Below are 20,158 nucleotides of genomic sequence, written 5' to 3'. Positions count from 1 at the left end.
TTTTCATGGGTGGAATTGCCGACAAGTTCGACAAGGCATACGAGGAAAAGCCGATCAGTGAGCTCGCTGACGCCCCCGTCGAGGCACTGCAGGGTGTGAGCCCGGGCGATGCCCAGCACCTCAAGGACGCGTTCAACATCAAGACCGTGCGCGATCTGGGCACCAACAAGTACTTCCTGTGGGCCCAGGCAGTCGCCAAACTCGCCGACTAGCAGTCCACAACGTCGAAAGCCGCGACCCGTGCATGGGTCGCGGCTTTTTCGTGTGTCCGGGGGTGTCCGTACGCTCGCGAGTGCGGAGGAAGAAGGCTCGACGAAGGAGCCACATGTACACCGACCGCAACCCACCCCGCAGCTGCCCGAACGGGCACCCCTTAGGCCCGTACAAGGTGCTGGTGGGCTGGGACAACCTCCACCGGCCACCCTGCCGGTCCTGGACCTGCCGCACGTGCTGGGAAGTCGTCTACGCCGCCGAATCGGTCGAGCCACCAGCAATTCACCCCCGCGGCTTGTGACCGCCAATGCGCTCGCCTCACGGAGCGAATCGGCACCCCCCAGACTGACTGCATACAATGACCTGCGACATCTAAAAAGTATTCGGGGGCGAATATGCGAAATCCACTTCGGCGGCGCAAGATTGCATCAGGTAATCGATGAGCACCACGAACCGGCCGGAGGACGCCGCTGCTGGCGATGCCGCCGATCCTGCGCCGCTCCTACGGCCGACCGAACCCGGTGGTCGCGGTCGACGAGTCTCGTTTATCGGGGCCAACCTGGCGATGGTCCTCATCATGGCATCGGTGGTTGGTCTGCTGCTCGGCGTTGTCGTCCTGGTCGAGCTACTTACCTAAAGAAGAACCCCAGGCCGGCCGCCACGCCACCCGAGGAACACGGGCTGCCCTGGCCTCGAATCAGTGCTGGGCACGACGGCAGGTCTAGTACAACTCGCGCGGCGATGAAAGGTTTCAGGTAGTGCCACAACGCAGCAAGGGCGATCGCGATCACGTTACTGTCCGGCCACCGAAACAACTTGGTGTGAAGAAGGTTGCAGAGAACGCGGGGTATAGAAACACGAGTCAGTTCATTTCCGATCTCTTAGCGATTGCACTAGACCACCCGGAGCTGGTGGAAGGTCCCAATCGATCAAAAAGACTGACCACTTCGGCTGCCGACCGGGTGCCCAAAGGGGAGGACCTGGCACTCGCCGATGCACTGCCGCGCCAAAGGGAACGGGCAGGAGAGAAGGGGACCCCGACCTCTCCACCGGATCACTTGGTCGCTGCTGCGAAATCGGTAATTTCTCCGCGTCAGCTCTCTGAGTCGGCAACGTGCGGAACGGTCGGTGCGGCCGTCGAGACCACCAACGGTGAGGTGTTCGTCGGTGTCTGCATAGACACCGCGTCCTCCACGGGCTTCTGTGCCGAGCACAGTGCTGCTGCAGCGATGCTGACGGCGGGACACAGCGCGATCGCGCGGATGGTGGCGGTAGGGCAGGAAGGTACTGTCTTGGCTCCGTGCGGCAGGTGCCGGGAGTTCATAGCCCAGCTCGACCCGATCAACCGCCACACCCTGGTGCTGGTCAATGACGAGACGGAGGTTCCACTGTCGGAGTTGTTGCCGCACCGATGGAAATGACGTGGACAACAATGCCAATTCACGCTGGGACCATCTCTTCTTTGTGGCGTGTAGGTGCACACTGGAACGTGTGAACGACGATCACCTTGCGCTTGCCATCGCGAACACCCCTTTGGCAATCATCATGCTGATGGAACTACCCGACCACCTCTCACTTGCGGCCGAGTACGACGAAACGGTTCAGAGGAGCGTCACGCCGGAAATGCTAGCCCCAAGCATCGCTCTGGTCGAGAGACACTGCCCTGCCTCAGCAACGTTGAGTCCACGCGAGATGCACGCCGCGATCAACGAACAACTCAGCATGCTCGAGCCCATGCATGAACTCTGTGCCCGACTCCTCGAGCGCCAAGGCGGGCTTGACGCCAACATATGGATCAAGGCAGCCGTCCTGTCGGCATCGAGAACATTCACCGGCAAACAGTGACCCAACCAGCCATTAACGGCCGCCGACCCTTACGGGATCGATGCTCCATGCGCCCGCACTCTACGTGATCCCACGCGGTCAGTACTCCCGTGAGATGTGCGCTGCCTTTCGTCACTGGTGACGAAACGTGCTGTGCCGCAATTGATCACGCCGATAACAATGATTATGTCTCGTTGCTTGGCGACCTGCGGTTAGGGGTTGATTGTTTGGCCTGGTGTGCGCCAGGCCGGGTATTGGTCGAGTGTGCAGTGGATGGTTGACCAGCCTGGTCCGTCGAGTGGGCTGCATCCGACCAGCGGTTCCCAGTGTCCGGGCGGAACCCAAAGGCGTCGAGTGGTCCCTGGTTCCAGGATGTGTGCGACGAGGATGTCTGTGCCGAGCAGGTATTGCAGGGGTCGTGGCCGCGGCAACGTCGATCGGCCTCCGCACCGAACAAATCCAGCGGTGTCCCCAGTGCTAGGTCTCGGTAGGGCGGTGGGTATGCGGTTGGTTCGCGTGCGCCGACACCACATCAGCCATTGCTGCACGTTGCCGTAGGTGTCCTAGGCGCGCCTCGTGAAAGCAGGCCTAGCCGCCTGGCGCGATGTCCACTGAACGAATGAATATTGAAGACAACGTTGGTGGTAGGAATTGATTTTGCTCGGATACTGTGTCCGGTTTGGGGCGCTGGCAGGGCATGCACGTTACGCTCACTAAAGAGCGCTACTGCAGGGTTGGTTTGGTCATCTAGAGGTGTGCGCTGAGGGGTGCGCGCAAGAATGATCGGGGGTGTGCTTTGGCGCCGGTGTCGAGCGGTGGTTGTTCTGGCTCGGATCGTCGCCCGATGTTCTCCTCCAAAGGAGGGGCGAGCTCATGGTTGCTATGAAGGCCTTCGCGACCCGATTGGATCCGAGGTTAATTAAGGCGGTCAAGATGCAAGCAGCCGAGCGGGGATTGCTGGTTCAAGTGGCGGTTACTCAGGCATTGTGTCAGTGGTTGAAATCCTCCTCCGAAGAACCCGGGGCGGGGGAGGAGGAGCAGTGAGTAGCGCTTCATTCCCCGCTCTATTCTCATACCAGGAAGAGCTGCCAAGCTCCGTGTTCGGTGGCGCTGCCTTACTGCCCCGCGACGAAGGCCCCATCCTCGCCCTGCTCTGACATGTCTATGCCCATTCTTCGCTTCCATGTGTCTGGAACGTGTATGGCGGTAATTTCTATCTCCCTTTTTCCTGCGCTGCTAGGTCCGAGTGGGTGGATCTCGCTCCAGCGAATGGGAAGCGAGAAGTGGGCAGCATCGATAAACAACTCGGCCGTTGCCGGAGACGTATCGCGGCCGAAATGCAGCAAGTAGCCGTGTTCGGTGGACTCGGCCCCTGTCATCCGCCACGAGTCTCCAGGCCGTCCCCAAATGTCGAACTTGGTGGGATTCAACATCTTGATGAGTAACGGCCAGTTAGAAATCTGGGGTTGATCGTCGATCAGGTTGCCAGCACCGTCGAGATATTCTTGCCCTGTGTCTTTGGAGTAGCGACGGCCCTCTCTGCGGCCGGCAACAGTTTCAGACCACGTGCCAAGTTCGTGGTCGACAACGAACTCAACGGTTTGGATGTTCTTCGGCGGGCCTGTCAACTCATGGAGTTCACGCTTTCCCCACATGCGGTATACCGCCGTCCCAGACACGCGTGAACATGAATCGGTGTTGAGTAGAAGGCTGATCGCTTCCAAGGTGTCTTGCAACGTCACTGACGTCACGTCAAGGGGTCTCCGTGTTCTGTCTCTGATGAGACTAGAAGCTGCACTGGTACGGTTCGCTCCCTAGCGCCGGGCATTCAAAGTCGGGCATTCTCAAGTTGGGGTGCGACTGAAGTACCGCTCCTAGGCTTGGTCCTTCGAGGATGTGGATCGTTGTGTAGTCGTTCGTGAGGTGGTAGGTCCCCTCCGAATGAGACGGATAATACTCCGTGGATTGAAGGTGGCCTACATCAAAGGGCAGCATCTCCACGGTGTCCGGCCCACTGATCCAAGGATCAGAACCGAACTGGCTCTCACGCTGGTTCCACTGGACCTCGGCGCCGATCTCGTAGGCTTGGTTTGTCGAGATATTCGTGAGCGAAAACTCCTGGATGGTTCTCGTGCCGAAGAGATTCTGCCTCATGATGTACGTCAGCATGTCGGACCACACGATTTCGACAGGGACCCCGCCGCGCACGATAAATCTGCCGTAGCAGATGTCCACGTTTCCGTGGGCAAGCCAGTCGCTGTTTACGTACGTGGTAGGTGCCGGGCCTACCATGCATGTGTTGCTCGGGACGCCGGCGCGCGACTGCATTCCGGAGTCGTCTAAGCCCAGTTCAGTGTCTGCACGGTCGAGTTGAGCTGGCTCTAGCCCGGTTATCGATCGAGTCTGCAACGTTTCCGTGTTACCGAGTATCACCTGATCAGAGGTCTTTGTGGTGGTGTCTTTGACGTCGATCACGATACTGCCCGAGGAGCATGTGAAGTATGCCTCCTGGTTGCTCGCCACCTCCACGGTGTCTGATGCTGCAATCGTCTGAAGAGCGCGCTCGCACTCTGATCCAGCGACTGCCGCGTTGCCGTTGCCAGGGGGGGCTGATGGTTGAGCACCGACTTGCCCTGGGATGGCGAAACCAGCAGCTATCACAACTGCTACGGCGGCGAGGACGGTACGCATTATCGGCGTCCGCAGACTTGGCGATGACATTGGTGTAGTCCCTATCCGATTTGGAACTGGCCGACGACTGTCGTGCCATCAGCTTCGAAGACGGGCACTGTCTTTGCGGCCGGGCCGCGCACGCGCTGCCCGTCAGCCGCAGTCGTCTCCGGCAACGTCTCGGCCTGCGCCTTTGTCGTGGGGGTGGCCGGAATATCGGCCGAGCGGATGTAGCCGGTACGACCGTTGGTTCCGATGCTCAAAACTAGGTCGGGAAGCTCGTCATCGTTGGTGATGGATTCCGCGGAGCCGAAGGTCTCGCCGCGGGAGTTGCGTTGAATCTCCTGACTTGCCATCGCTGGTGCTGGGGCTGCTCCCCATTCCAGAGGATCTGTAGGGAAGGTCACGAACTCCTGGTAGTTCGTCCCGTCGTCGACCAGGACGAACCCGTGGCTGTTGTACCACCCGGGCCCACAATCGCCGCTGGTCGGATCGGTCAACGAACCTGTGGGCGTCGCGTTGTATTTGACGGGATTGATTACACAAAGTGCACCGCTTTTGAACAACCGCGACCGCACACCCATCGTGTACGCAGGCACCGCGAACCCGAATGAGGTGTATATCCTCGTGGAGGCAAAAAGTGGAGTATTGCTAATTGTCGAATAATGAAGGTACGAGTTACCGCCGATGATCGGTGTCGGTCCGACCCACCCATTCAATGACGCTGCGCTTGCGGGCGGAGCGACCGCTGTGGCGACCGCTGCGGCTGCCGCGCCGGCCACCAAAAAGGAACGTGCCATTGACTTTAGAGACATTGCGTGGACTCCTCTTCATATTTGTTAGCTTTAATGTTGTTTGTGGAATTCAGGGGAGAACATCGCCATCGCTGTTCGTCAGTGTGCGGTTGCGACTCGAGGCCACTAAGGGGTTGGACTCATGGGCCGCCGCCGAAATCGCTTATGGCCTACAAGTTAATCGACGCCTCAAGGGCCTCAAAAGAAATCGAGATGTGATCTAGATCTTATCCATTCTCAATGCTTTCGCTCAACACTTCTTAGAAAGTTAGAAAGTTAGAAAGTTAGAAAGTTAGAAAGTTAGAAGTTAGAAAGTTAACAATGGCATCAAACTTGGGTGCTCATGATGGGTCTTCGGTGGCGGGTGTTAACGGATTTGCATTCTGGATGTCACCTAGGTTCACGACTGGGCCGCTGGTGTTCTGGGAGGGTGGGGTTTATGGTGTCGATCGCGACGTGGAATGTGGAAAACCCGTTTACACCCGATGGTGACGCGGGTCCGGACACTGCGGCTGAGTTCGCTGCCAAGGCCGATGCTTTGGCTGCGACTATCTCTGCGATGGGCCCGGATGTTCTTGCTCTGCAGGAGGTCGGTGACCCCGAGGCCCTCGACGACGTGCTGGGGCGGGTCGGCGGTCGGTGGCATGTGGAGACTGCTGATCCGGACGGGCGCGGGATCAGGGTGGCGATAGCAGCTCGTACCCCGTTGTCGCAGGTGTATCAGGTGGGTCCGTTCCTCGAGGGGTTGCGTCCGGTTCAGGTGGATGACACCGGGGTGGGGGAGACGGCGATGGGCCGGCCGGCGTTGCACGCGGTGGTCCACGGTGTGCATGTGCTGACCTGCCACCTCAAGTCGAAACTGTTGACCTTTCCGGGCGGCCGGTTCAGTCCTCGTGATGAGGATGAGCGGGCCCGGTTCGCTGCCTACGCGTTGTTCCGGCGGGCGGCGGAGGCGGCGACGGTCCGCGCGGCCGCCACGACGATTCTCGCCGCCGATGGTGATGCACCGTTGGTGGTGTTGGGTGATCTCAATGACACGGTCGATGCTGCGACCACCCAGCTGCTGGCTGGGCCGCCCGGATCTGAGATCGGCACCGGTGGGTACGCCCAACCTGATAGTGGCGATCGTCAACGGTTGTGGAACCTTGCCGCTCGCATCCCCGGGGATCAACGGTTCTCGCGCATCTACCGCGGCCGCCGTGAACTGATCGACCACATCCTGGTCAGCCATGCACTGGTCGATCAGATTGCCGACGGTGCGGTGACCACCGACCATGCTGGCGTGACCCCGTCGATCACCGATAACCCCGCCGAACGACGTAATACCCCTGGGTCTGATCACCGACCGGTCATGGCGATCACGTCGTAAACGGGCAGACCCGGGAGATGAACTGTGCATCCGCGTAGCCTCGGCTCATCCACGTGACCCGGTTCGTGTCGTCGATTCCGCGGCTGGTCGTTCTCGCCGTGTGTGGGTTCCTGGTGGCGATGGTCGTGTCGGTGGGTGCGGCGGGCCCGGCGTGTGCGTGTAGCTGTGTCGATTTCACGGTGGACCAGGCTGTTGCGCGGTCGGCGGGGGTGTTCGTGGGCAGGGCCACCGACAAGGTGTCGGCCGGTTCGGAGGCCATCTACCAGTTCGCCGTGACCGAGGTCTTTAAGGGTGATATCGGCCCGGTCACCACCGTGGGGGCGGTCTCGGAGAGTTCTTCGTGCGGCGTGACTTTCGAGGTGGGGCAGGACTACCTGTTGTTCGTGACCGATGGACAAGGAATCGGCCGCGCCTTCGAAACCGGTCTGTGCCACAAACCAAGCCCCAACTGGGTGTCCGACATACGAGGACAACTCGAACAAGTGCTCGGCCCACCCCATCCGCCCGAGATCTCAGCCCCGACCAAAGAAATCACGTGGTGGACACGGGCAACGGCCGCGGTGCCGGTGCCCCTGATGGCGCTGGCGAGTGTCGTTGTTCTCGCAACGCTGTGGTGGACCGTCACGATCGTTCGACGACGACGCCGAACCAGCCCGTAGGCCATCATCCTGTGCATGATCGTCGGTACCATCGCGCCCGACGACAAGGTACATTTCGTCACTGGTGACGAAATGCGTTGCACCACAACTAATTACGCCGATAATTTATAGTACGTCCGAATCCGTGGTCTAGGCGTTTTGGCGGGTCACCGCGCTAAACTCCCGGCATGGCCCAGCCGGATTGGCGCGCGTACGAGTAGACGAAGAGTGACTGGTTGTCCGGTGGGAGCTGCATTTCGGTTGTAGTACCAGCTGAGGTCGATTTGCTGGTGCTCGAAATGGCGAACGTGGTCGACATCGAGCGATGTGATTTGACCGGCTCGAGAATCTGAGCGCTGGTGCGACGTCTGTTCGCGGTGAGCGGGGTGAGGCTGCGGGCCTGGTTCAGGTAGAGGGTGCTGTGCTCATGCTTGAGCCGTACGGGTATGTGGGTGAGACCTATGAGTTCATACTGCCCCTCTCGAGATCATGGGAGCCAATCTAATGGCCGATGCGAAGTAGTTGCCACCGCGCTGTCTTGCGTTTGCCAGACGTTCACATGCTGTTGGCGTGTTGTTCGCCTTGGATGGCGGCGTCGCCAGAACTCAGTTGCCGGTGGATAATTGAAGTATGACATCAGTGTCCGAGCCGGATGATCGTGGTCGGCTGCTGACCTTTGCCATGGCGTGGTACCGGTACGGGGGCGGTTCTGGCGAAGATATCTTTCTCGAGTTCGGACTGACCGAAGCAGCGTATTTTCAGCGGCTACTCGTGCTTGTCTCAGACGGTGCTACTGGGCTGCCCGCAGATGTGCGCGCTGCAGTCGCTGCGGTATGCGAGAACCGGCTGCACGCCGCTCGGTCTGGAGGCGGTCAGGATGTCACCGCAGCCGGTTAGTTCCAGCGAAGCCCAGGCACGCTTGTTGGCCGGGGAACTCGACCGCTGGGTCGATCAGATCGAGGCCGAACTATCCGGCCGGGTCGCGTTGCCGCCGTCGGTGCAGCACGCCAAACGCCAAGAACTCTACGACGTGCACCGGCAGATCAGAGCGCTCCGAGATCGGTTCCCACGAGCCTTCTCATGAACGGCGATCGTTTTCGGCGTGGGCCGAGCGCCCACCATGGCTCCGGACGGCTCGGCTCGACCCGAGCTCGCTGGGTGTCAGCGTCAGGGTAGGCCGGCGAGGACGAACCGCAGGACGTCCATGGCCCACGGGGTGGTGTTGAGGAAGGTATCGATCGCGGCGTCTAGTGTTGTGTACGTCGACATAGGGTGAAGCCTTTCTTGAGCTGTGAGGCGTTGTAGTTCGATGGGTAATGCCCCGCGCCTACGGGGACGCGGGGCATCACGCTATCCGTGTACGGTCTCTGGCGACGGTGGCTGTAGAGCGTGCAGGGATGAAGTTGCTGCTAGCCGAGGAGGCCGGTAAAAGCTTCGGAGTTGTCGATCAGGAACTGGAAGATGTCGAGCAACGCGAGTTCGAACGTCGAGGTCATGGTGAAGCCTTTCGTGTCGATGTCTGCAGCCGACGGTCGACTGCACACGGGTGGAGCGCACCGGCCAGGCCGATACGCGCCAGACACTAGTGTGACCGATCCACACCCAACGCGCCCGCCCAGCGTGCCGAGCATGTCCGCGCGTATGTTCCTGGGCCGCAGCGGCATACGTCCCGTTTGCCCAGGGGGCGGGCCAGTGTTGGCCCTAGTTTCCCGAGCGACTCCGCCGAATTCAGGCACGGTTCACAGTCCATTCACCTTCACCCCGGCTGAACCGCCTACCGGACCACGACAACGTTCTGGGATTCGTCCCTGGCGGCCACCGTCCGGACTGGCATGTTTGGTTCATCGCTCCCGCCGGGTAGGTGAAAGTTCAGGCCGGGCGGGCTGCGTAGAGTCACTCCCCACCAGTAGTCCGACGCCGAACGTGTCCTCCAGCACCGGCAGGCCATCGGTTGTTTCAGTTCTGGTCACGCGGCCGCGGTAGCGTTGTGGGCAATCCACGGTCAGGGGCCTTCATGGATTTTCGGCATCTGCAATCGTTCATCACTCTCGCCGAGGAGCTCCATTTCGGGCGGGCAGCGGCGCGGCTACAGCTGTCGCAGCCCTCACTCAGTGCACAACTGCAAAAACTGGAAAAATCGCTGGACGTCACTCTGGTGGAACGCACCTCCCATGAGGTGCGCTTGACGCCCTCGGGAGTCCAGTTCGCCGCCCACGCCCGTGTGGTACTGGCTCAGATGGACAAAGCCGTCGACATCGTCCAGTCGACCGCCGCCGGACACGCCGGTACGTTGACCATCGGCTACAACTTCCCGGCCAGCGCCGAGGTGCTGCCGGCGGTGTTGCACCGGCTCACCCAACGCCACCCCCACCTGGCGGTGTCGCTGTGTGAGCAACGCACCGGCCCACAACTAGCCGGTGTGCAGGACGGCTCACTCGATATCGCCCTGGTCTACGGCCACCCCCACCTGCCCGGACTAGCAGCGCGCCGGGTGCTGGCCCGGGTGCCGATCGTGGCGATCGTAGGCCGCACCCATCCATTCGCCGGCCGCTCGAGCGTGCGGTGGACCGAACTGGCCACCGAGCGGTGCGTGCTTTTCGGCCGGGAGCAATGCCCTGCGATGTACGACGCCATCTTCTCCGCCGCGGCCGCAGCAGGGGTGTCGCTGACCGTCGCTCACATCAGCGACGACCCCGGCGGCACAGGTCATTTGGTGTCGATGAAACCGTACGTAGGGTTCACCTCGATCTCCCGCGCAGCAGCCGCAACAGGCATGGCAGCTGGCCCAGCCGCACCCGTCGCGGTCAAACTGATCGACCCGATCCCGACTGTCGACCTCTACCTTGTGTGGTGCTCCTCGATCACGAACCCGGCTGTCAATGCCTTCATCGACTGCATGGACGACACCACTACCCACAGTCGGCCAGCAAAATCGCCACTCGCTCCATCGACGCCCTAGTTCTCGCGGGATATGGGACGAGCGCCTATGCAGATCCCCGGGCTGACCCAGGGATCTCGACAGCAAAGTGAGTGCGCAGTCGTCAGCACGGACTAGTGGGTTGGTGAGTCTCCGACGCGGGGTCCTGCTCCGGGGCGCATGGTGTCGCGGGCGGCATCGATGAAATCGACGGCGTCTTTAAAAGTTTGGCCGGGATGGGACTCGCGCAGTGCCTTTACTGCCGGGATTCGGTCGGGGACGTTATGAACGATCCTTTGCACCTCCTGGGCGGGAACGTCGGTGGGTGGCAGGTGGACCTTGGGTGGTGCGTGCCGGGTTCGCCAGGTTGTCACTGCGGAATATGCGTACCAGATGACTGCGACTACCCACAGGGCCGCGGTGATCCAGTTCCACGCCGACGGATGTGAGGTCACCGATTCGAGAACTGGACTGACCCCAGCGAGAACGATCAAGCCAAGCAGATCGCTCCATCGTCGGATTGGACGATTCTGTCCCAGTTCCGGTCACGAAAGTTCGTGCACGCCCTGAACATGCACGGTTTGGTCGGCTCGATGGGGAAAGTCGGGGCCTGTGGTGACAATGCGGCGATGGAGAGCTTCTTCGCTCTGCTGCAACGCAAGGTGCTCGACCGCCGTCGTTGGGACACCCGCGAACAACTGCGGATCGCGATCATCAGATGGATCGAACGGACCTATCACCGCCGTCGACAGGCCCGTCTCGGTCGGTTGACGCCCATCGAATACGAAGCCAGCATCATGGATGTCGCAACTGCGGCATGACACCGTAACTGTCACCTAACCGTGCAGCAGTCCCCTTCGTCCACTGCGCATGCCTGTTTGTCGGGTCGCTACTGGGCATCACCACCGCCGGAATAGGCCTGCTCGGACCCAGCTTCATAGGACTCGAACGCCGGTACGCATTCCGAAACGGAACTGTCGTCACCGTCAGCCTTTTAGTCGTCGGACTGCTGATGCAGTTCATCGCCGCCACCCTCAACAACGGCCTCGGCGCCACCGGCTACATACTGCTCGGCGTCCTCGCCGCCGTGACGATCACCAACATGATCGGATGGCTGACCTGCACCCTGACATCCCCCAGACGCAACCCGACGAGAGCAGACAGCATGATCCTCGAACTACTAATCTGCGGTGCAACATTGCTGTCCGCAACACCAATCCTCTTTGTCTGCCGACGCGCGTGGCACATGGCCGACCGCCAAGTACCACCACCAGTCCTACGCGGCGCACGCCGCCACTCAGACGAGGCAAAGAAGTGACCGACGAAGCACTCCTGACGGTCCTGTACTCATCAGCGCATTCACCACCCTCGCCAGCGTCGGACTCGTCGAAACCGCCGCCCGCGTCGACGCGGCCGCCACCGGCTCTCCTCGCGTGACGACCGCCGCCCCTGCGTGAGGGGATCGGCGGTCGGCCCGGGGCTTTATCTTGTGTGGAGTGCGGCGTTAGTGGGTGGTGTCGTCGTCGAGGTCGACGCGTTCTTTGCGCACGTCCTCCGACACCGTGGTCTCGTCGGTGACGGTCTCGGTGCCCAGGCGCACCCGTTCAACGGGCTCGACGGTTTTGTCGACGACGGGTTCCTCGCTGTGCAGAACGACCTCATGTTCGTCTTCGCTGATTGCCGGGCCGTCGTAGGCGGCGTCACGGTTGTCCTCGGTGATCGGTTCCCGCTCGATCCGCACCTCTTCCCGGCTCACCGGAACAGTCTTAGTCACGTTCTCGGTCACCACATATTTACGCAGCCGGGCCCGCCCGGTCTCCTTCTGCTCCGTACCGACCCGTACCTGTTCCTCAGATATCGTCATCGCAGCATCGGTGCCCGGCCCAGACGTGCCAGAATAACCCTTCCCCGTCGTACCGCCCTTTTCGTTCTTGCCGTCCTGCCCGGTCGTGCCCGACGTACCGCTCTGGCCTGTGGTCTCGGTGCCGGCAGTGCCGGTGCCCAGGCCGTAGTACTCGTAGAGCCGGTCTTCTTCCTGCGGGGCCAGGGAACCATCGGGATCAACCCGCGGAGCATCTGTGATGACGTCTTTGTCGTAGTCCACCACCACGTCATCGCCCCGAACGCTCGCATTGGCCAGTGGGACAAACGATTCGGAGGTGCCAAACAGCCCGGTTTTGACCGTCACCCACGTCGGCTCGTCGGTGGTGTTGTCGAGATAGATCTGGCCGATACTGCCGATCTTCGCCCCGCTGGTCGATACCACATTGCCGCCGGAGCTGGTCAGAGTGCTCACTTGCTCAGTAGTGATGCTCATGATGTTCCTCCATGTACCTAGTATTTGAGATAGCGCCGAGTGCTACAACACATTCGCTCACTCACCGGGTGCCCGCCACGAGGACAGCGGAAACACGCGAAAGAAAGGGTGGCCCGCACATACCTGGCACGGGCGGGCTACGCACCAACAGTGTGGAGGTGTCCGGGAAGTCGGTGGTGGCTGTGAGTCGGCCAGTCGTGCTGGGCCCAGTCAAAACCGAGGTCGACGACTTGTGGAGTGAGGGCAATGGTGGTGACCCGCTGTGAGCGGGTACGGGCGTCAACGCGGCTACACCGAGGTTCTTCGCGGCGCCGAACTCTGCATTGATGTCGTTCCAAGCTGCAGATAAGTCCTCGTCCGCGACATCAGGTAGAGGCTGTGGTGCCGACGATCGTGGCGACTGCACGAACCGGTCGCATCGGTGACGCATCCTCTGGGTCCTGGCGATTGACGCCGTGACCCGGGTCCGCGCAGGAACGGCCGGCACCGACGCACTCTAACCCCCCGGCCAGGGTCATGGGCCCGGTGGGGCGTGAAGCGTCCGGGAAGCACCGGCCCGCGCCTACTTACCCCTACCGATTTGTCCCCGTGTCGGTCGCGCTGAATCCGTAGGTGTTGCAGGCACAATCGTCAGAGACGACGCGATATCAAAGCGGCGGGAAAGGGGGAGTGGCACAGTGGCAACTCAGCGTCTTGAGGTCGGCCCGATCGCGCTGCTGGCGGCAATTCTCACCGGATCGGAAAACCTTGCCGGGGCGCTGTGCACGAGGGGCCCCGGAGCGCACGACAAGGAGCGGTGGGCCAGTGAGACTCGGCCCGAGCCGCTCCGTCTAGCTGAGGCGTCGAAACACTGTCAGAACTGGCCGGCGCGTCAACGCTGTCTCACCTGGGCCAGCAGGCAGCCCCGCGGCCGTATCAGTGGCATCACACCCGCGCACCCCACCCCGCAACGCTTAGGCAAATACCGGGCTACCCATTAATCGCCTGATCGGGGGTGCTGGGCTTGCCAGGCTGCGAGGTCGCGGAGAATGCTCTCGCGCACCGCTTGGTAGTGACGCACGTGTGGTGCGGCCTCGATCAGGTCTTCATCTGCGGCGGCGGCGAGTAGTTGATCGGTGGTCTCTATCTGCCGGAGCGGGCCGGTGAGGTCACCGCCGACCGCGTGTGTGTTCTCGAGGTAGCGAACAGTGGCAGGCAGCCACGTCGCCGGGTTCTTCACCGAGGTCCTATCCAGACGGGCGGCAGTCCGAATGCACCACTGAAGCAACTCGTCATACTGATCCTGCGCAGCGCATGTCCTCAAGTGTCCACCAGCTCAACTCGATTCGCTGGCACGTGTAGTCAACCTCACGCGAGACTTAGGCGGCAGATGCATCGCTAATCCGTTGTTAACGAACGGACATTAACGGCTACCAATCTGCGACCAACTTCACCGAAACCGGGCGTACCGTAGTCCACAGGCGGAGTCATAGCCTTTCTCCGGACTAACCAAATCGCAAGTCTCCCTACTGGATGACTGGTCACTGTGGCACAGCGGATACTCCGACAAGTTCACCGCGAGCCCGCTTTCGAGACCTGCCTGCGATGCCCGACATAACCGGGCCGACAGCAACTGCCCCACTGATGAAGTGTGGATGGTGGCACGACGAGGCCGTGTCGGTAGTGCTGTTACGTCACAGTGCATGCGTTGGGTGAGGAGTGGCACATCGAGGGCGGCCGTGAGGGTCGTGAAATACAGTTGGTGTTGCGCGCGGTGACAGACTTACGCACCACACAGATCGGGGATTTCGCTGTGGGATCGATCGGAACAATCATTGGGCTCTATGAGCTGTATCAACTGCTGTCCTCCCTTGGCTTGTTCTCAATCGTAGGCTGCTACTCGCTGATCATCGGTGGCGCGTAGAAGTATTCGGGCAGTCACCCGATCAGTTGTCGAGACCGAGGTCGAGGCGGATCGGTTGATGTGTAGTTCGAGGGGTGAGGTGACGGGGCAATGGTGCCAGTGGCGATCGGGGTGACCGGACGCAAACGTGGGCGGCCGCCTGGGCCCAGGGTGGATCGGGTGGTTCGGCGCGAAGCTGTCGTCGATGCCGCTGAGCTTGAAATCGCGGAGCATGGGTGTGATTTCGCGCTGAGCGCAGTCGGTGAGCGCCTGGGATATGCCCGTTCGGCGTTGTATGCGGTCTTCGATCGACGTGATGATCTGCTCGAGGCGGTGGCCGACCGGCATGCGCGCCGTCTTTCTCAGGAGATCGCCGCGGTGCTGTCGGGCGTCGATGGTGGACGTGAGCGCACCCAGTTGGTGGTTGAGGTCGTTGTTGGTTGGGTCGAGCAGCATCGGCATCTCGCGACGGCGTTGGCGCCGCGAGTGTTCAACGGAGCCGGCGACGCCTCGATCGCCATGCCGGTACAGGACGCATTGCAGCAGGCGCTCAGTGAGACCCGCGGTGATGACGGTCGGGCCGCAGCGCTATGGGCGCACGCCCTGATCGGCGCGGTCTGGGCAGCGGCCCAGTGGGGTGGGTCGACGACTGGCGGTGTGGATCGAACTGAGTTGGTCGAACACCTCACCGAACTCATCTGGGGCGGACTGGCCACATCAGTGCAGGCCAGCTCGTGAATAACCTGCGCCCGCCCCGGCTTTGACGCGTGACGTTTGCCTTTCGTCACTTGTGGTGAAAGGCATTGTCACACAATATGTCGTGATCCCGCCAAAGCAGCTGTGCGCCAATATATTTACCGAGCCGATAATAATGATCACGTCAAGCTGCTGGGGTGGGCGGGTTGTGCGTTGTGGTGTTTGGGGGGACGCAGTCTAGGTGGGGTCTCGGCGGTTGATGGTCAGGGCTGCGGTGCTGATGCGAAGGGTGGTGGTGAGTAGGAGGATGGTGGTGGGGGCGAGGGGTGGTGGTTGGTCGATGGTGGCGGGGATGTGGGCGCGGGGTGCGATGGTGGTGAGCCAGTGTGGTGCTGCGATGAGGGGTGCGAGGGGGCCTAGGAGTAGGTCGATGGCCAGGCTGTCCAGCCCAGGGCGATGAGGTGTGGTGTGAGGCTGTAGGCGGTGGCGGCGATGGCCGCAACGGTCAGGGTCGGTGGTAGTTGTCCGGCGGCGGTGATCACGAGGTGCCCGGCGGGTAGGGGGGTGCCGGCGAGGGTGGCGCCTGTCCACAGACCTGCCGCAGCGAGCGCGAGGACCAGGGCGGCGGCGGTGGCGGCGGTGAGGGCGGCAGATAGTAGTCGGGTTCGTGGGGTCACGGCGGTGGCGAGCAGGATGTCAGTGCGGCCGGTTCGGTCGTCGGTACGCAGTAGTGAGACGACCGATATCGCGGCGGCGGTGGCTGCGATCGCGGCGAACCCGAGGACGGTATTGATGAGTGCGGCAACGAGATCGATGGTCGCGTGCGGTGATGCACCGCCGAGTTGTTGGATGAGGTCGTTGGTGGTCTGTGATTGGCCGATGAGGGCTTGGACAGAGTGGGTCAGGACGCCAACGAGAAGGCAGTAGGCGACGGTGGCGGTGAGCTAGGGCGTCAGGGCTGGGCCCATGGTGCGGGCGGTGACGGTGATGGGCCAGCGTGCGGTGGGCGGCCCGGGCCGGGGCGCGATGAGTCCAGCTCCCAGGTCGCGGCGCCGGGCGATGATGGTTGCTGCGGCCACGGCGCTGAGGAACAGCGCCAGGCACAGGGCGGGCGGTGCCAGGGAGCCGGTGGCCAACGGGTCGGTGTGTTCGGCCCATCCCAGTGGGGAGGTCCAGGTCAGCCAGGACCACGACGGGGCGGCGTCCCCGATTCCGCGGATGATGTAGGCCGCGACCAGGATGGCTGAGGATGCGGCCACGGCGGTGCGGGTTGTGGTGACGATTTGGTCGATGATGACCGCGATGGCGATGCCGGCGAGGCCGGCGGCGGAGACTTGGACACCGAGGAGGGCGGCTGCGATGGTGGGGACCCCGACTGCGGCAGCGGCCAAGGCGGTCAGGGTGCTGGCCGCCGCCGTTGCGGTGGCGGCGGTAATCGTTGCGGCCGCGACCGGTGCTGCCGGTCCCACGGCGCCGGCGCGGAGAAGTTCTGTGCGTCCGGCTGATTCGGGGCCGCGTAGTGTTCGGGTGATGGTGGCTGCGGCGAGGATGGCCGAGATCAGCAGGGCGAACATGCCGATGCGCCACAGCGCGATGGTCCCGGTGCTCGAGGTGTCGCGCAGGGGCCCGAGCAGGACCTGGAAGATCGGGTTGGCGGCCGATCCGGTGGCCAGTGCGTGCCGTGAGGGCGCGTCGGGGTAGAGCGGGGCCAGCGATGCGGCGGTGATGAGTAGCAGCGCCGGCAGGACAAGCACCCCGATCGGGGTGGCGATCGTGTCGGTGCGCACGGTCAGATGCAGCAGGCGGCCGGTTCCGCAGAATATTTGCCCGATACCGCCGCGGGCACGCGGGGTGGGGGCCGCCGCGGTGGTCGTGGGGGTTCTCATCGGCGCTGCGTTCGGCGGTCCGTGCGGCGCCAGGCTGTGCGCAGTGGTGGGCGGCGGTGCGGCGGGTCGGGCTGGGAGTGGTGTTCTGCGGTGTTGTAGTAGCGCAGGAACAGCTCGTCGAGGGAGGGGGGTGTCACGGTGAGGTCCACCACCCCCAGGGGCGCGAGCGCTGCGATGATGCCCGGCAGGTCAGCGCGGGCGGCGGCGAAGGTGACCCGGCGGCGTCCGGGGATCGGTCCGGGGCCGACTGTCAGGTCGCTGATTCCTCCGGTGGTGCTCAAGACGGTGGCCTCGCCGGTGATGTCGGCGTCGACGTGCACTGCGCCGACGTGACGGAGCTGGGCCAGGGTGCCTGATTCGACGGTGGCCCCGTCCCGGATGATGGTCACCGTGGAGCACAGTTTGTCCACTTCGCTGAGGATGTGGCTCGACAGCAGCACCGAGGTTCCGCGGTCGGCGGCCTCGCGAACACAGTCGGCGAAGACGTTTTCCATCACCGGATCGAGCCCGGAGGTGGGTTCGTCGAGGATGATCAGGTCTGCTGGTGCGGCGAACGCGGCGACCAGGACCACCTTTTGGCGGTTGCCTTTGGAGTAGGTCGAGATCCGGCGGGACGGGTCGAGGTCGAAGCGTTCGATCATCGCCGCCCGTGTGCGCGGGTCCACACCGGCCGAGCGCATACCCAGCAGCAGATCGATGCATTCGCCGCCGGTGAGCCGGGGCCATAGGGCCACCTCGCCGGGCACATAGGCCACGCGGCGATGAATAGCCACCGCATCGCGTACCAGATCGGCGCCCAGGACGCCTGGTCATGGCGTCGGTTCCTGCGGTGTTGGGGCGTCGGGGCCGGGGCGCCCGGCCAGGACAGCGTCGAGTGCGGTGGTGTCGGTGAACAACCCGTACGTGGCATACTCGGTGGCCGGCACCATCATTCGGCTGGCATAGCCGGCAATGATTGCGCCACCGTCGGCCGGGTCCGGCGGTGGATGCAGCACCAGATCGACCGTCAACGCACCTAACGACAACGCAACGAGATACCGCGCCCGCGCCGGCTCGTCGAGTGAAGGCCGCACCACTCCGGCGGTCACCGCCGCCCGCATCGAGGCCTCGGTATCGACGATGAGACGCTCGAGGAACGATCGGGCCACCGCCCCGCCTTCGGTGAGCGTGCGGGTGATGTACACCAGCAGCGGACCTCCCTGCGCAAAGGACTGCAGCGTCTGGGCGATCGCATCCCCCAGACCACCCACCCCGCCCGCGGCCGTGTCCTGCCCGCCGCTGAGCACCTCGGCGGCCTGACCACGGCTGCGGGCGAGCACCTGCTCATCGCAGGCGGCCCGCAGACCCGCCTTGCTCCCGAAGTGATGAATGACCAAGCCCGCACTCACCCTAGCGCGGTCCGCGACCGCCCGGAGCGGAGCCGAAAACCCCTCCCGCACAAAAGTATCGATCGCCGCATCACGGATACGGGCACGTGCCGTCAGATCCGACACCACCACCAGCCCCTCACCTCCCGGTCGTCCAACCACGCCAGACTGTACGCACAGTCAGCATATTAAACAACCATTCAACGGGTCGTGGAAGAGCGGCGGTTCTTCCGGGGGGCTGCGCTCAACGGGATCGATCCAGACGCCGCCGGGCCCCACCGTGGCCAGTCGTGTGCGCAGTCAGGCGTCGCCGGAGATAACGTCGATGCGGAAGACGGGATAGTCCGCGGCGATGGGTGCGAAGTCGCTGACGGGTTGGGTGTGCTGGACCGGGATGTGTGGGCGCGCACCGGGAACCTGCTGCAGGTAGGCCTTGAGCAGTGGGGGTCGTAGCGGTTCGGGTATGTCGATGAGCTGGACGCGGTGTCGCTGGCGGCGTTCGATTGTGGCGCGCCCGTCGTGGGCGCGGACGTTGCGGACCCAGTTGCAGTTGTTGCCGAGCATCGAACACAGGTAGTCCCGGCCGTCGACGGTGGCTATTCCCACCGGGAACCGGGTGGGATTGCCCGTGGTGCGGCCAGGAACTTCCAGAGTCACCCACCGCCTACCGGGCACCAGACCTTTACCGAATGCCCAGGCCCACACCGCGGCGAACCGCCGCGCAGTTGAATTACCTCGGGCCCCGGTATACATCGCGCGCAGCGCCTGATCGCGCCGATCGTGCACCCTGCGCACTCCCGCAGCCATTCTCACCCGTCCACACCCCTGGTTCTCACGCCCGCCCACCGAAGAAGGCGGCTAACATGTTGCCGCTCAATCCTATCGAGCACCTCAAGCCACTGTTCCTGCGTATCACAACGCACCGCCCGGAGTGAACGGAAGGGCCGTAAACGGCAGATGGTCGGTTGTGACGGCGTAGTATGAATTATTGGAACACGAAATATATTTCATACCAATGGGTTTCGCGGACTGGCGACGTAGTCGCACGTGCGCACCTATGCGGCCCTCGTCGACCGACTTACCGTCAACGGCACCATCACCGAGACTGGCAGGGCACCGTCGCCCACAACAGGAGTCTGCGGCAGTTGAGCTGCCCCTAATCCCCGGTCTCGTTTCGTGCGTGGCGCGCCGGACCTCGCTGCCGTGCTGCGTGGTCGTGGCTCAGCTAGTGGGTCTATTGGGGACGATGAGGGTGGGGCAGGTGACCAGGTGCAGGACTTTTCGGCTCGTCGAGCCGAGGAGCATGCCGGTGAATCCGCCGCGGCCGTGGCTACCGACAACAATGAGTTGTGCGGTAGCGGCGTGCTCGAGCAGGGTGTGGGCGGGGCGATCGCGGGCGACCGCGATGCGCACGGGCACCTGGGGATAGCGCTGGCGCGCTGCTGCAAGGGCCCGGTGGACGTCGTGTTCGGCGTCGCTGCGGCGGGTGGCCCACTGCGAGGGCGGCAAACTTTCGCTGGCATGGACCAACGCGAAATCGCCGTCGGCCCAGGCATGCACGGCCACCAGCTCCGCGCCGCGGCTG

At 62.9% G+C, this 20,158-nt stretch carries 23 protein-coding genes and 1 pseudogene; 12 read left to right on the top strand and 12 right to left on the bottom strand.

The window, feature by feature from the left end; all coding sequences use genetic code 11:
- Positions 1–5: 5 nt before the first annotated feature.
- The 4 genes from W823_RS44450 (at position 6) to W823_RS44440 (ending at position 2,058) form a co-directional block, all read left to right on the top strand.
- Positions 6–212 carry a hypothetical protein gene (locus tag W823_RS44450; protein WP_023955847.1) on the top strand — a complete coding sequence of 69 codons (207 nt, stop codon included), beginning with the start codon at positions 6–8 and terminating at the stop codon, positions 210–212.
- Positions 213–652: 440 nt separating this feature from the next.
- Entirely contained in the window at positions 653–850 is a 198-nt protein-coding gene (locus W823_RS44445) for a hypothetical protein (protein WP_023958807.1), read from the top strand.
- 121 nt (positions 851–971) lie between these two features.
- A complete protein-coding gene (locus W823_RS58885; protein ID WP_235189555.1) occupies positions 972–1,634 on the top strand; it encodes a cytidine deaminase in 663 nt (220 codons plus the stop codon).
- Between the two features lies 1 nt (position 1,635).
- Positions 1,636–2,058, top strand: a complete 423-nt coding sequence (locus tag W823_RS44440) for a hypothetical protein (RefSeq protein WP_023958803.1) — start codon at positions 1,636–1,638, stop codon at positions 2,056–2,058.
- 1,094 nt (positions 2,059–3,152) lie between these two features.
- On the opposite strand, the gene W823_RS44430 is transcribed toward W823_RS44440, so the two are convergent.
- Genes W823_RS44430 through W823_RS57785 form a run of 3 tightly spaced genes read right to left on the bottom strand, consistent with a single transcriptional unit; the run spans position 3,153 to position 5,063 of the window.
- Entirely contained in the window at positions 3,153–3,779 is a 627-nt protein-coding gene (locus tag W823_RS44430) for a hypothetical protein (RefSeq protein WP_152538075.1), read from the bottom strand.
- Positions 3,780–3,822: 43 nt separating this feature from the next.
- Complete coding sequence (locus tag W823_RS44425) at positions 3,823–4,728, bottom strand: hypothetical protein (protein WP_152538074.1); 906 nt, start codon at positions 4,726–4,728, stop codon at positions 3,823–3,825.
- A gap of 41 nt (positions 4,729–4,769) precedes the next feature.
- Positions 4,770–5,063, bottom strand: a complete 294-nt coding sequence (locus tag W823_RS57785) for a hypothetical protein (protein WP_152538073.1) — start codon at positions 5,061–5,063, stop codon at positions 4,770–4,772.
- 877 nt (positions 5,064–5,940) lie between these two features.
- Between W823_RS57785 and W823_RS44420 the strand changes: the two genes are divergently transcribed.
- From W823_RS44420 to W823_RS44410, 3 genes are all read left to right on the top strand, one after another.
- Complete coding sequence (locus tag W823_RS44420; RefSeq protein ID WP_023958794.1) at positions 5,941–6,870, top strand: endonuclease/exonuclease/phosphatase family protein; 930 nt, start codon at positions 5,941–5,943, stop codon at positions 6,868–6,870.
- Between the two features lie 53 nt (positions 6,871–6,923).
- Complete coding sequence (locus W823_RS56645; RefSeq protein ID WP_023958792.1) at positions 6,924–7,529, top strand: hypothetical protein; 606 nt, start codon at positions 6,924–6,926, stop codon at positions 7,527–7,529.
- Positions 7,530–8,385: 856 nt separating this feature from the next.
- The gene (locus tag W823_RS44410; RefSeq protein WP_023958788.1) at positions 8,386–8,592 is read left to right on the top strand and encodes a hypothetical protein; all 207 of its coding nucleotides are present in this window, start codon (positions 8,386–8,388) and stop codon (positions 8,590–8,592) included.
- A gap of 325 nt (positions 8,593–8,917) precedes the next feature.
- On the opposite strand, the gene W823_RS59305 is transcribed toward W823_RS44410, so the two are convergent.
- Positions 8,918–9,052, bottom strand: coding sequence for a hypothetical protein (locus tag W823_RS59305; RefSeq protein WP_023958784.1), 135 nt, complete (start codon positions 9,050–9,052; stop codon positions 8,918–8,920).
- 470 nt (positions 9,053–9,522) lie between these two features.
- Here W823_RS59305 and W823_RS44405 point away from each other — a divergent pair, with 470 nt between their 5' ends.
- From W823_RS44405 to W823_RS44395, 3 genes and pseudogenes are all read left to right on the top strand, one after another.
- On the top strand, positions 9,523–10,467 hold the full coding sequence (locus W823_RS44405) for a LysR family transcriptional regulator (RefSeq protein WP_023958782.1): 945 nt from the start codon (positions 9,523–9,525) through the stop codon (positions 10,465–10,467).
- Between the two features lie 491 nt (positions 10,468–10,958).
- Positions 10,959–11,246 (top strand): annotated as a pseudogene (locus W823_RS44400) (integrase core domain-containing protein); the annotation flags it as partial.
- A 191-nt stretch (positions 11,247–11,437) separates the two neighbouring features.
- Positions 11,438–11,743, top strand: a complete 306-nt coding sequence (locus W823_RS44395) for a hypothetical protein (RefSeq protein WP_023958776.1) — start codon at positions 11,438–11,440, stop codon at positions 11,741–11,743.
- Between the two features lie 186 nt (positions 11,744–11,929).
- Here the strand turns inward: W823_RS44395 and W823_RS44390 are convergent, their stop codons facing one another.
- Both W823_RS44390 and W823_RS44385 read right to left on the bottom strand, forming a co-directional pair.
- Entirely contained in the window at positions 11,930–12,742 is an 813-nt protein-coding gene (locus W823_RS44390) for a YsnF/AvaK domain-containing protein (RefSeq protein ID WP_031332444.1), read from the bottom strand.
- 976 nt (positions 12,743–13,718) lie between these two features.
- Entirely contained in the window at positions 13,719–13,961 is a 243-nt protein-coding gene (locus W823_RS44385) for a hypothetical protein (protein ID WP_023958770.1), read from the bottom strand.
- A 468-nt stretch (positions 13,962–14,429) separates the two neighbouring features.
- Between W823_RS44385 and W823_RS44380 the strand changes: the two genes are divergently transcribed.
- Positions 14,430–14,645: a hypothetical protein gene (locus W823_RS44380; protein ID WP_152538072.1), complete on the top strand. Its 216-nt coding sequence runs from the start codon at positions 14,430–14,432 to the stop codon at positions 14,643–14,645.
- A gap of 90 nt (positions 14,646–14,735) precedes the next feature.
- The gene (locus W823_RS44375) at positions 14,736–15,362 is read left to right on the top strand and encodes a TetR/AcrR family transcriptional regulator (protein WP_081729774.1); all 627 of its coding nucleotides are present in this window, start codon (positions 14,736–14,738) and stop codon (positions 15,360–15,362) included.
- A 374-nt stretch (positions 15,363–15,736) separates the two neighbouring features.
- On the opposite strand, the gene W823_RS59300 is transcribed toward W823_RS44375, so the two are convergent.
- The 6 genes from W823_RS59300 to W823_RS57275 form a co-directional block, all read right to left on the bottom strand.
- Positions 15,737–15,997 (bottom strand): hypothetical protein, encoded by a 261-nt coding sequence (locus W823_RS59300; RefSeq protein WP_023958764.1) that lies wholly within the window; start codon positions 15,995–15,997, stop codon positions 15,737–15,739.
- A gap of 267 nt (positions 15,998–16,264) precedes the next feature.
- A complete protein-coding gene (locus W823_RS44365; protein ID WP_023958762.1) occupies positions 16,265–17,206 on the bottom strand; it encodes a hypothetical protein in 942 nt (313 codons plus the stop codon).
- Positions 17,203–17,961 carry an ABC transporter ATP-binding protein gene (locus W823_RS44360; protein WP_051406540.1) on the bottom strand — a complete coding sequence of 253 codons (759 nt, stop codon included), beginning with the start codon at positions 17,959–17,961 and terminating at the stop codon, positions 17,203–17,205. Before W823_RS44360 ends, W823_RS44365 begins: the two co-directional genes overlap by 4 nt.
- A 54-nt stretch (positions 17,962–18,015) precedes the next feature.
- Positions 18,016–18,735, bottom strand: a complete 720-nt coding sequence (locus tag W823_RS44355) for a TetR/AcrR family transcriptional regulator (protein ID WP_235189554.1) — start codon at positions 18,733–18,735, stop codon at positions 18,016–18,018.
- Between the two features lie 138 nt (positions 18,736–18,873).
- Positions 18,874–19,380, bottom strand: a complete 507-nt coding sequence (locus tag W823_RS44350) for a nitroreductase/quinone reductase family protein (protein ID WP_023958756.1) — start codon at positions 19,378–19,380, stop codon at positions 18,874–18,876.
- Between the two features lie 414 nt (positions 19,381–19,794).
- Positions 19,795–20,158, bottom strand: a 364-nt coding sequence (locus W823_RS57275) for a universal stress protein (RefSeq protein WP_023958754.1), incomplete at its 5' end; no start/stop codon positions are given.

Origin of the sequence: Williamsia sp. D3 (assembly GCF_000506245.1) — a bacterium.
Lineage (GTDB): Bacteria > Actinomycetota > Actinomycetes > Mycobacteriales > Mycobacteriaceae > Williamsia > Williamsia muralis.
This window is presented reverse-complemented; position numbering and strand designations above follow the sequence as displayed.

Bases quoted from the DNA above. Each gene is read 5' to 3' on its own strand.
- W823_RS44350 (WP_023958756.1), bottom strand. From the start codon at position 19,380: ATGGCTGCGGGAGTGCGCAGGGTGCACGATCGGCGCGATCAGGCGCTG.
- W823_RS44450 (WP_023955847.1), top strand. From the start codon at position 6: ATGGGTGGAATTGCCGACAAGTTCGACAAGGCATACGAGGAAAAGCCG.
- W823_RS44375 (WP_081729774.1), top strand. From the start codon at position 14,736: ATGGTGCCAGTGGCGATCGGGGTGACCGGACGCAAACGTGGGCGGCCG.
- W823_RS44390 (WP_031332444.1), bottom strand. From the start codon at position 12,742: ATGAGCATCACTACTGAGCAAGTGAGCACTCTGACCAGCTCCGGCGGC.
- W823_RS44445 (WP_023958807.1), top strand. From the start codon at position 653: ATGAGCACCACGAACCGGCCGGAGGACGCCGCTGCTGGCGATGCCGCC.
- W823_RS57785 (WP_152538073.1), bottom strand. From the start codon at position 5,063: ATGGCAAGTCAGGAGATTCAACGCAACTCCCGCGGCGAGACCTTCGGC.
- W823_RS44425 (WP_152538074.1), bottom strand. From the start codon at position 4,728: ATGCGTACCGTCCTCGCCGCCGTAGCAGTTGTGATAGCTGCTGGTTTC.
- W823_RS44365 (WP_023958762.1), bottom strand. From the start codon at position 17,206: ATGAGAACCCCCACGACCACCGCGGCGGCCCCCACCCCGCGTGCCCGC.
- W823_RS44405 (WP_023958782.1), top strand. From the start codon at position 9,523: ATGGATTTTCGGCATCTGCAATCGTTCATCACTCTCGCCGAGGAGCTC.
- W823_RS44410 (WP_023958788.1), top strand. From the start codon at position 8,386: ATGTCACCGCAGCCGGTTAGTTCCAGCGAAGCCCAGGCACGCTTGTTG.
- W823_RS44395 (WP_023958776.1), top strand. From the start codon at position 11,438: ATGCAGTTCATCGCCGCCACCCTCAACAACGGCCTCGGCGCCACCGGC.
- W823_RS44420 (WP_023958794.1), top strand. From the start codon at position 5,941: ATGGTGTCGATCGCGACGTGGAATGTGGAAAACCCGTTTACACCCGAT.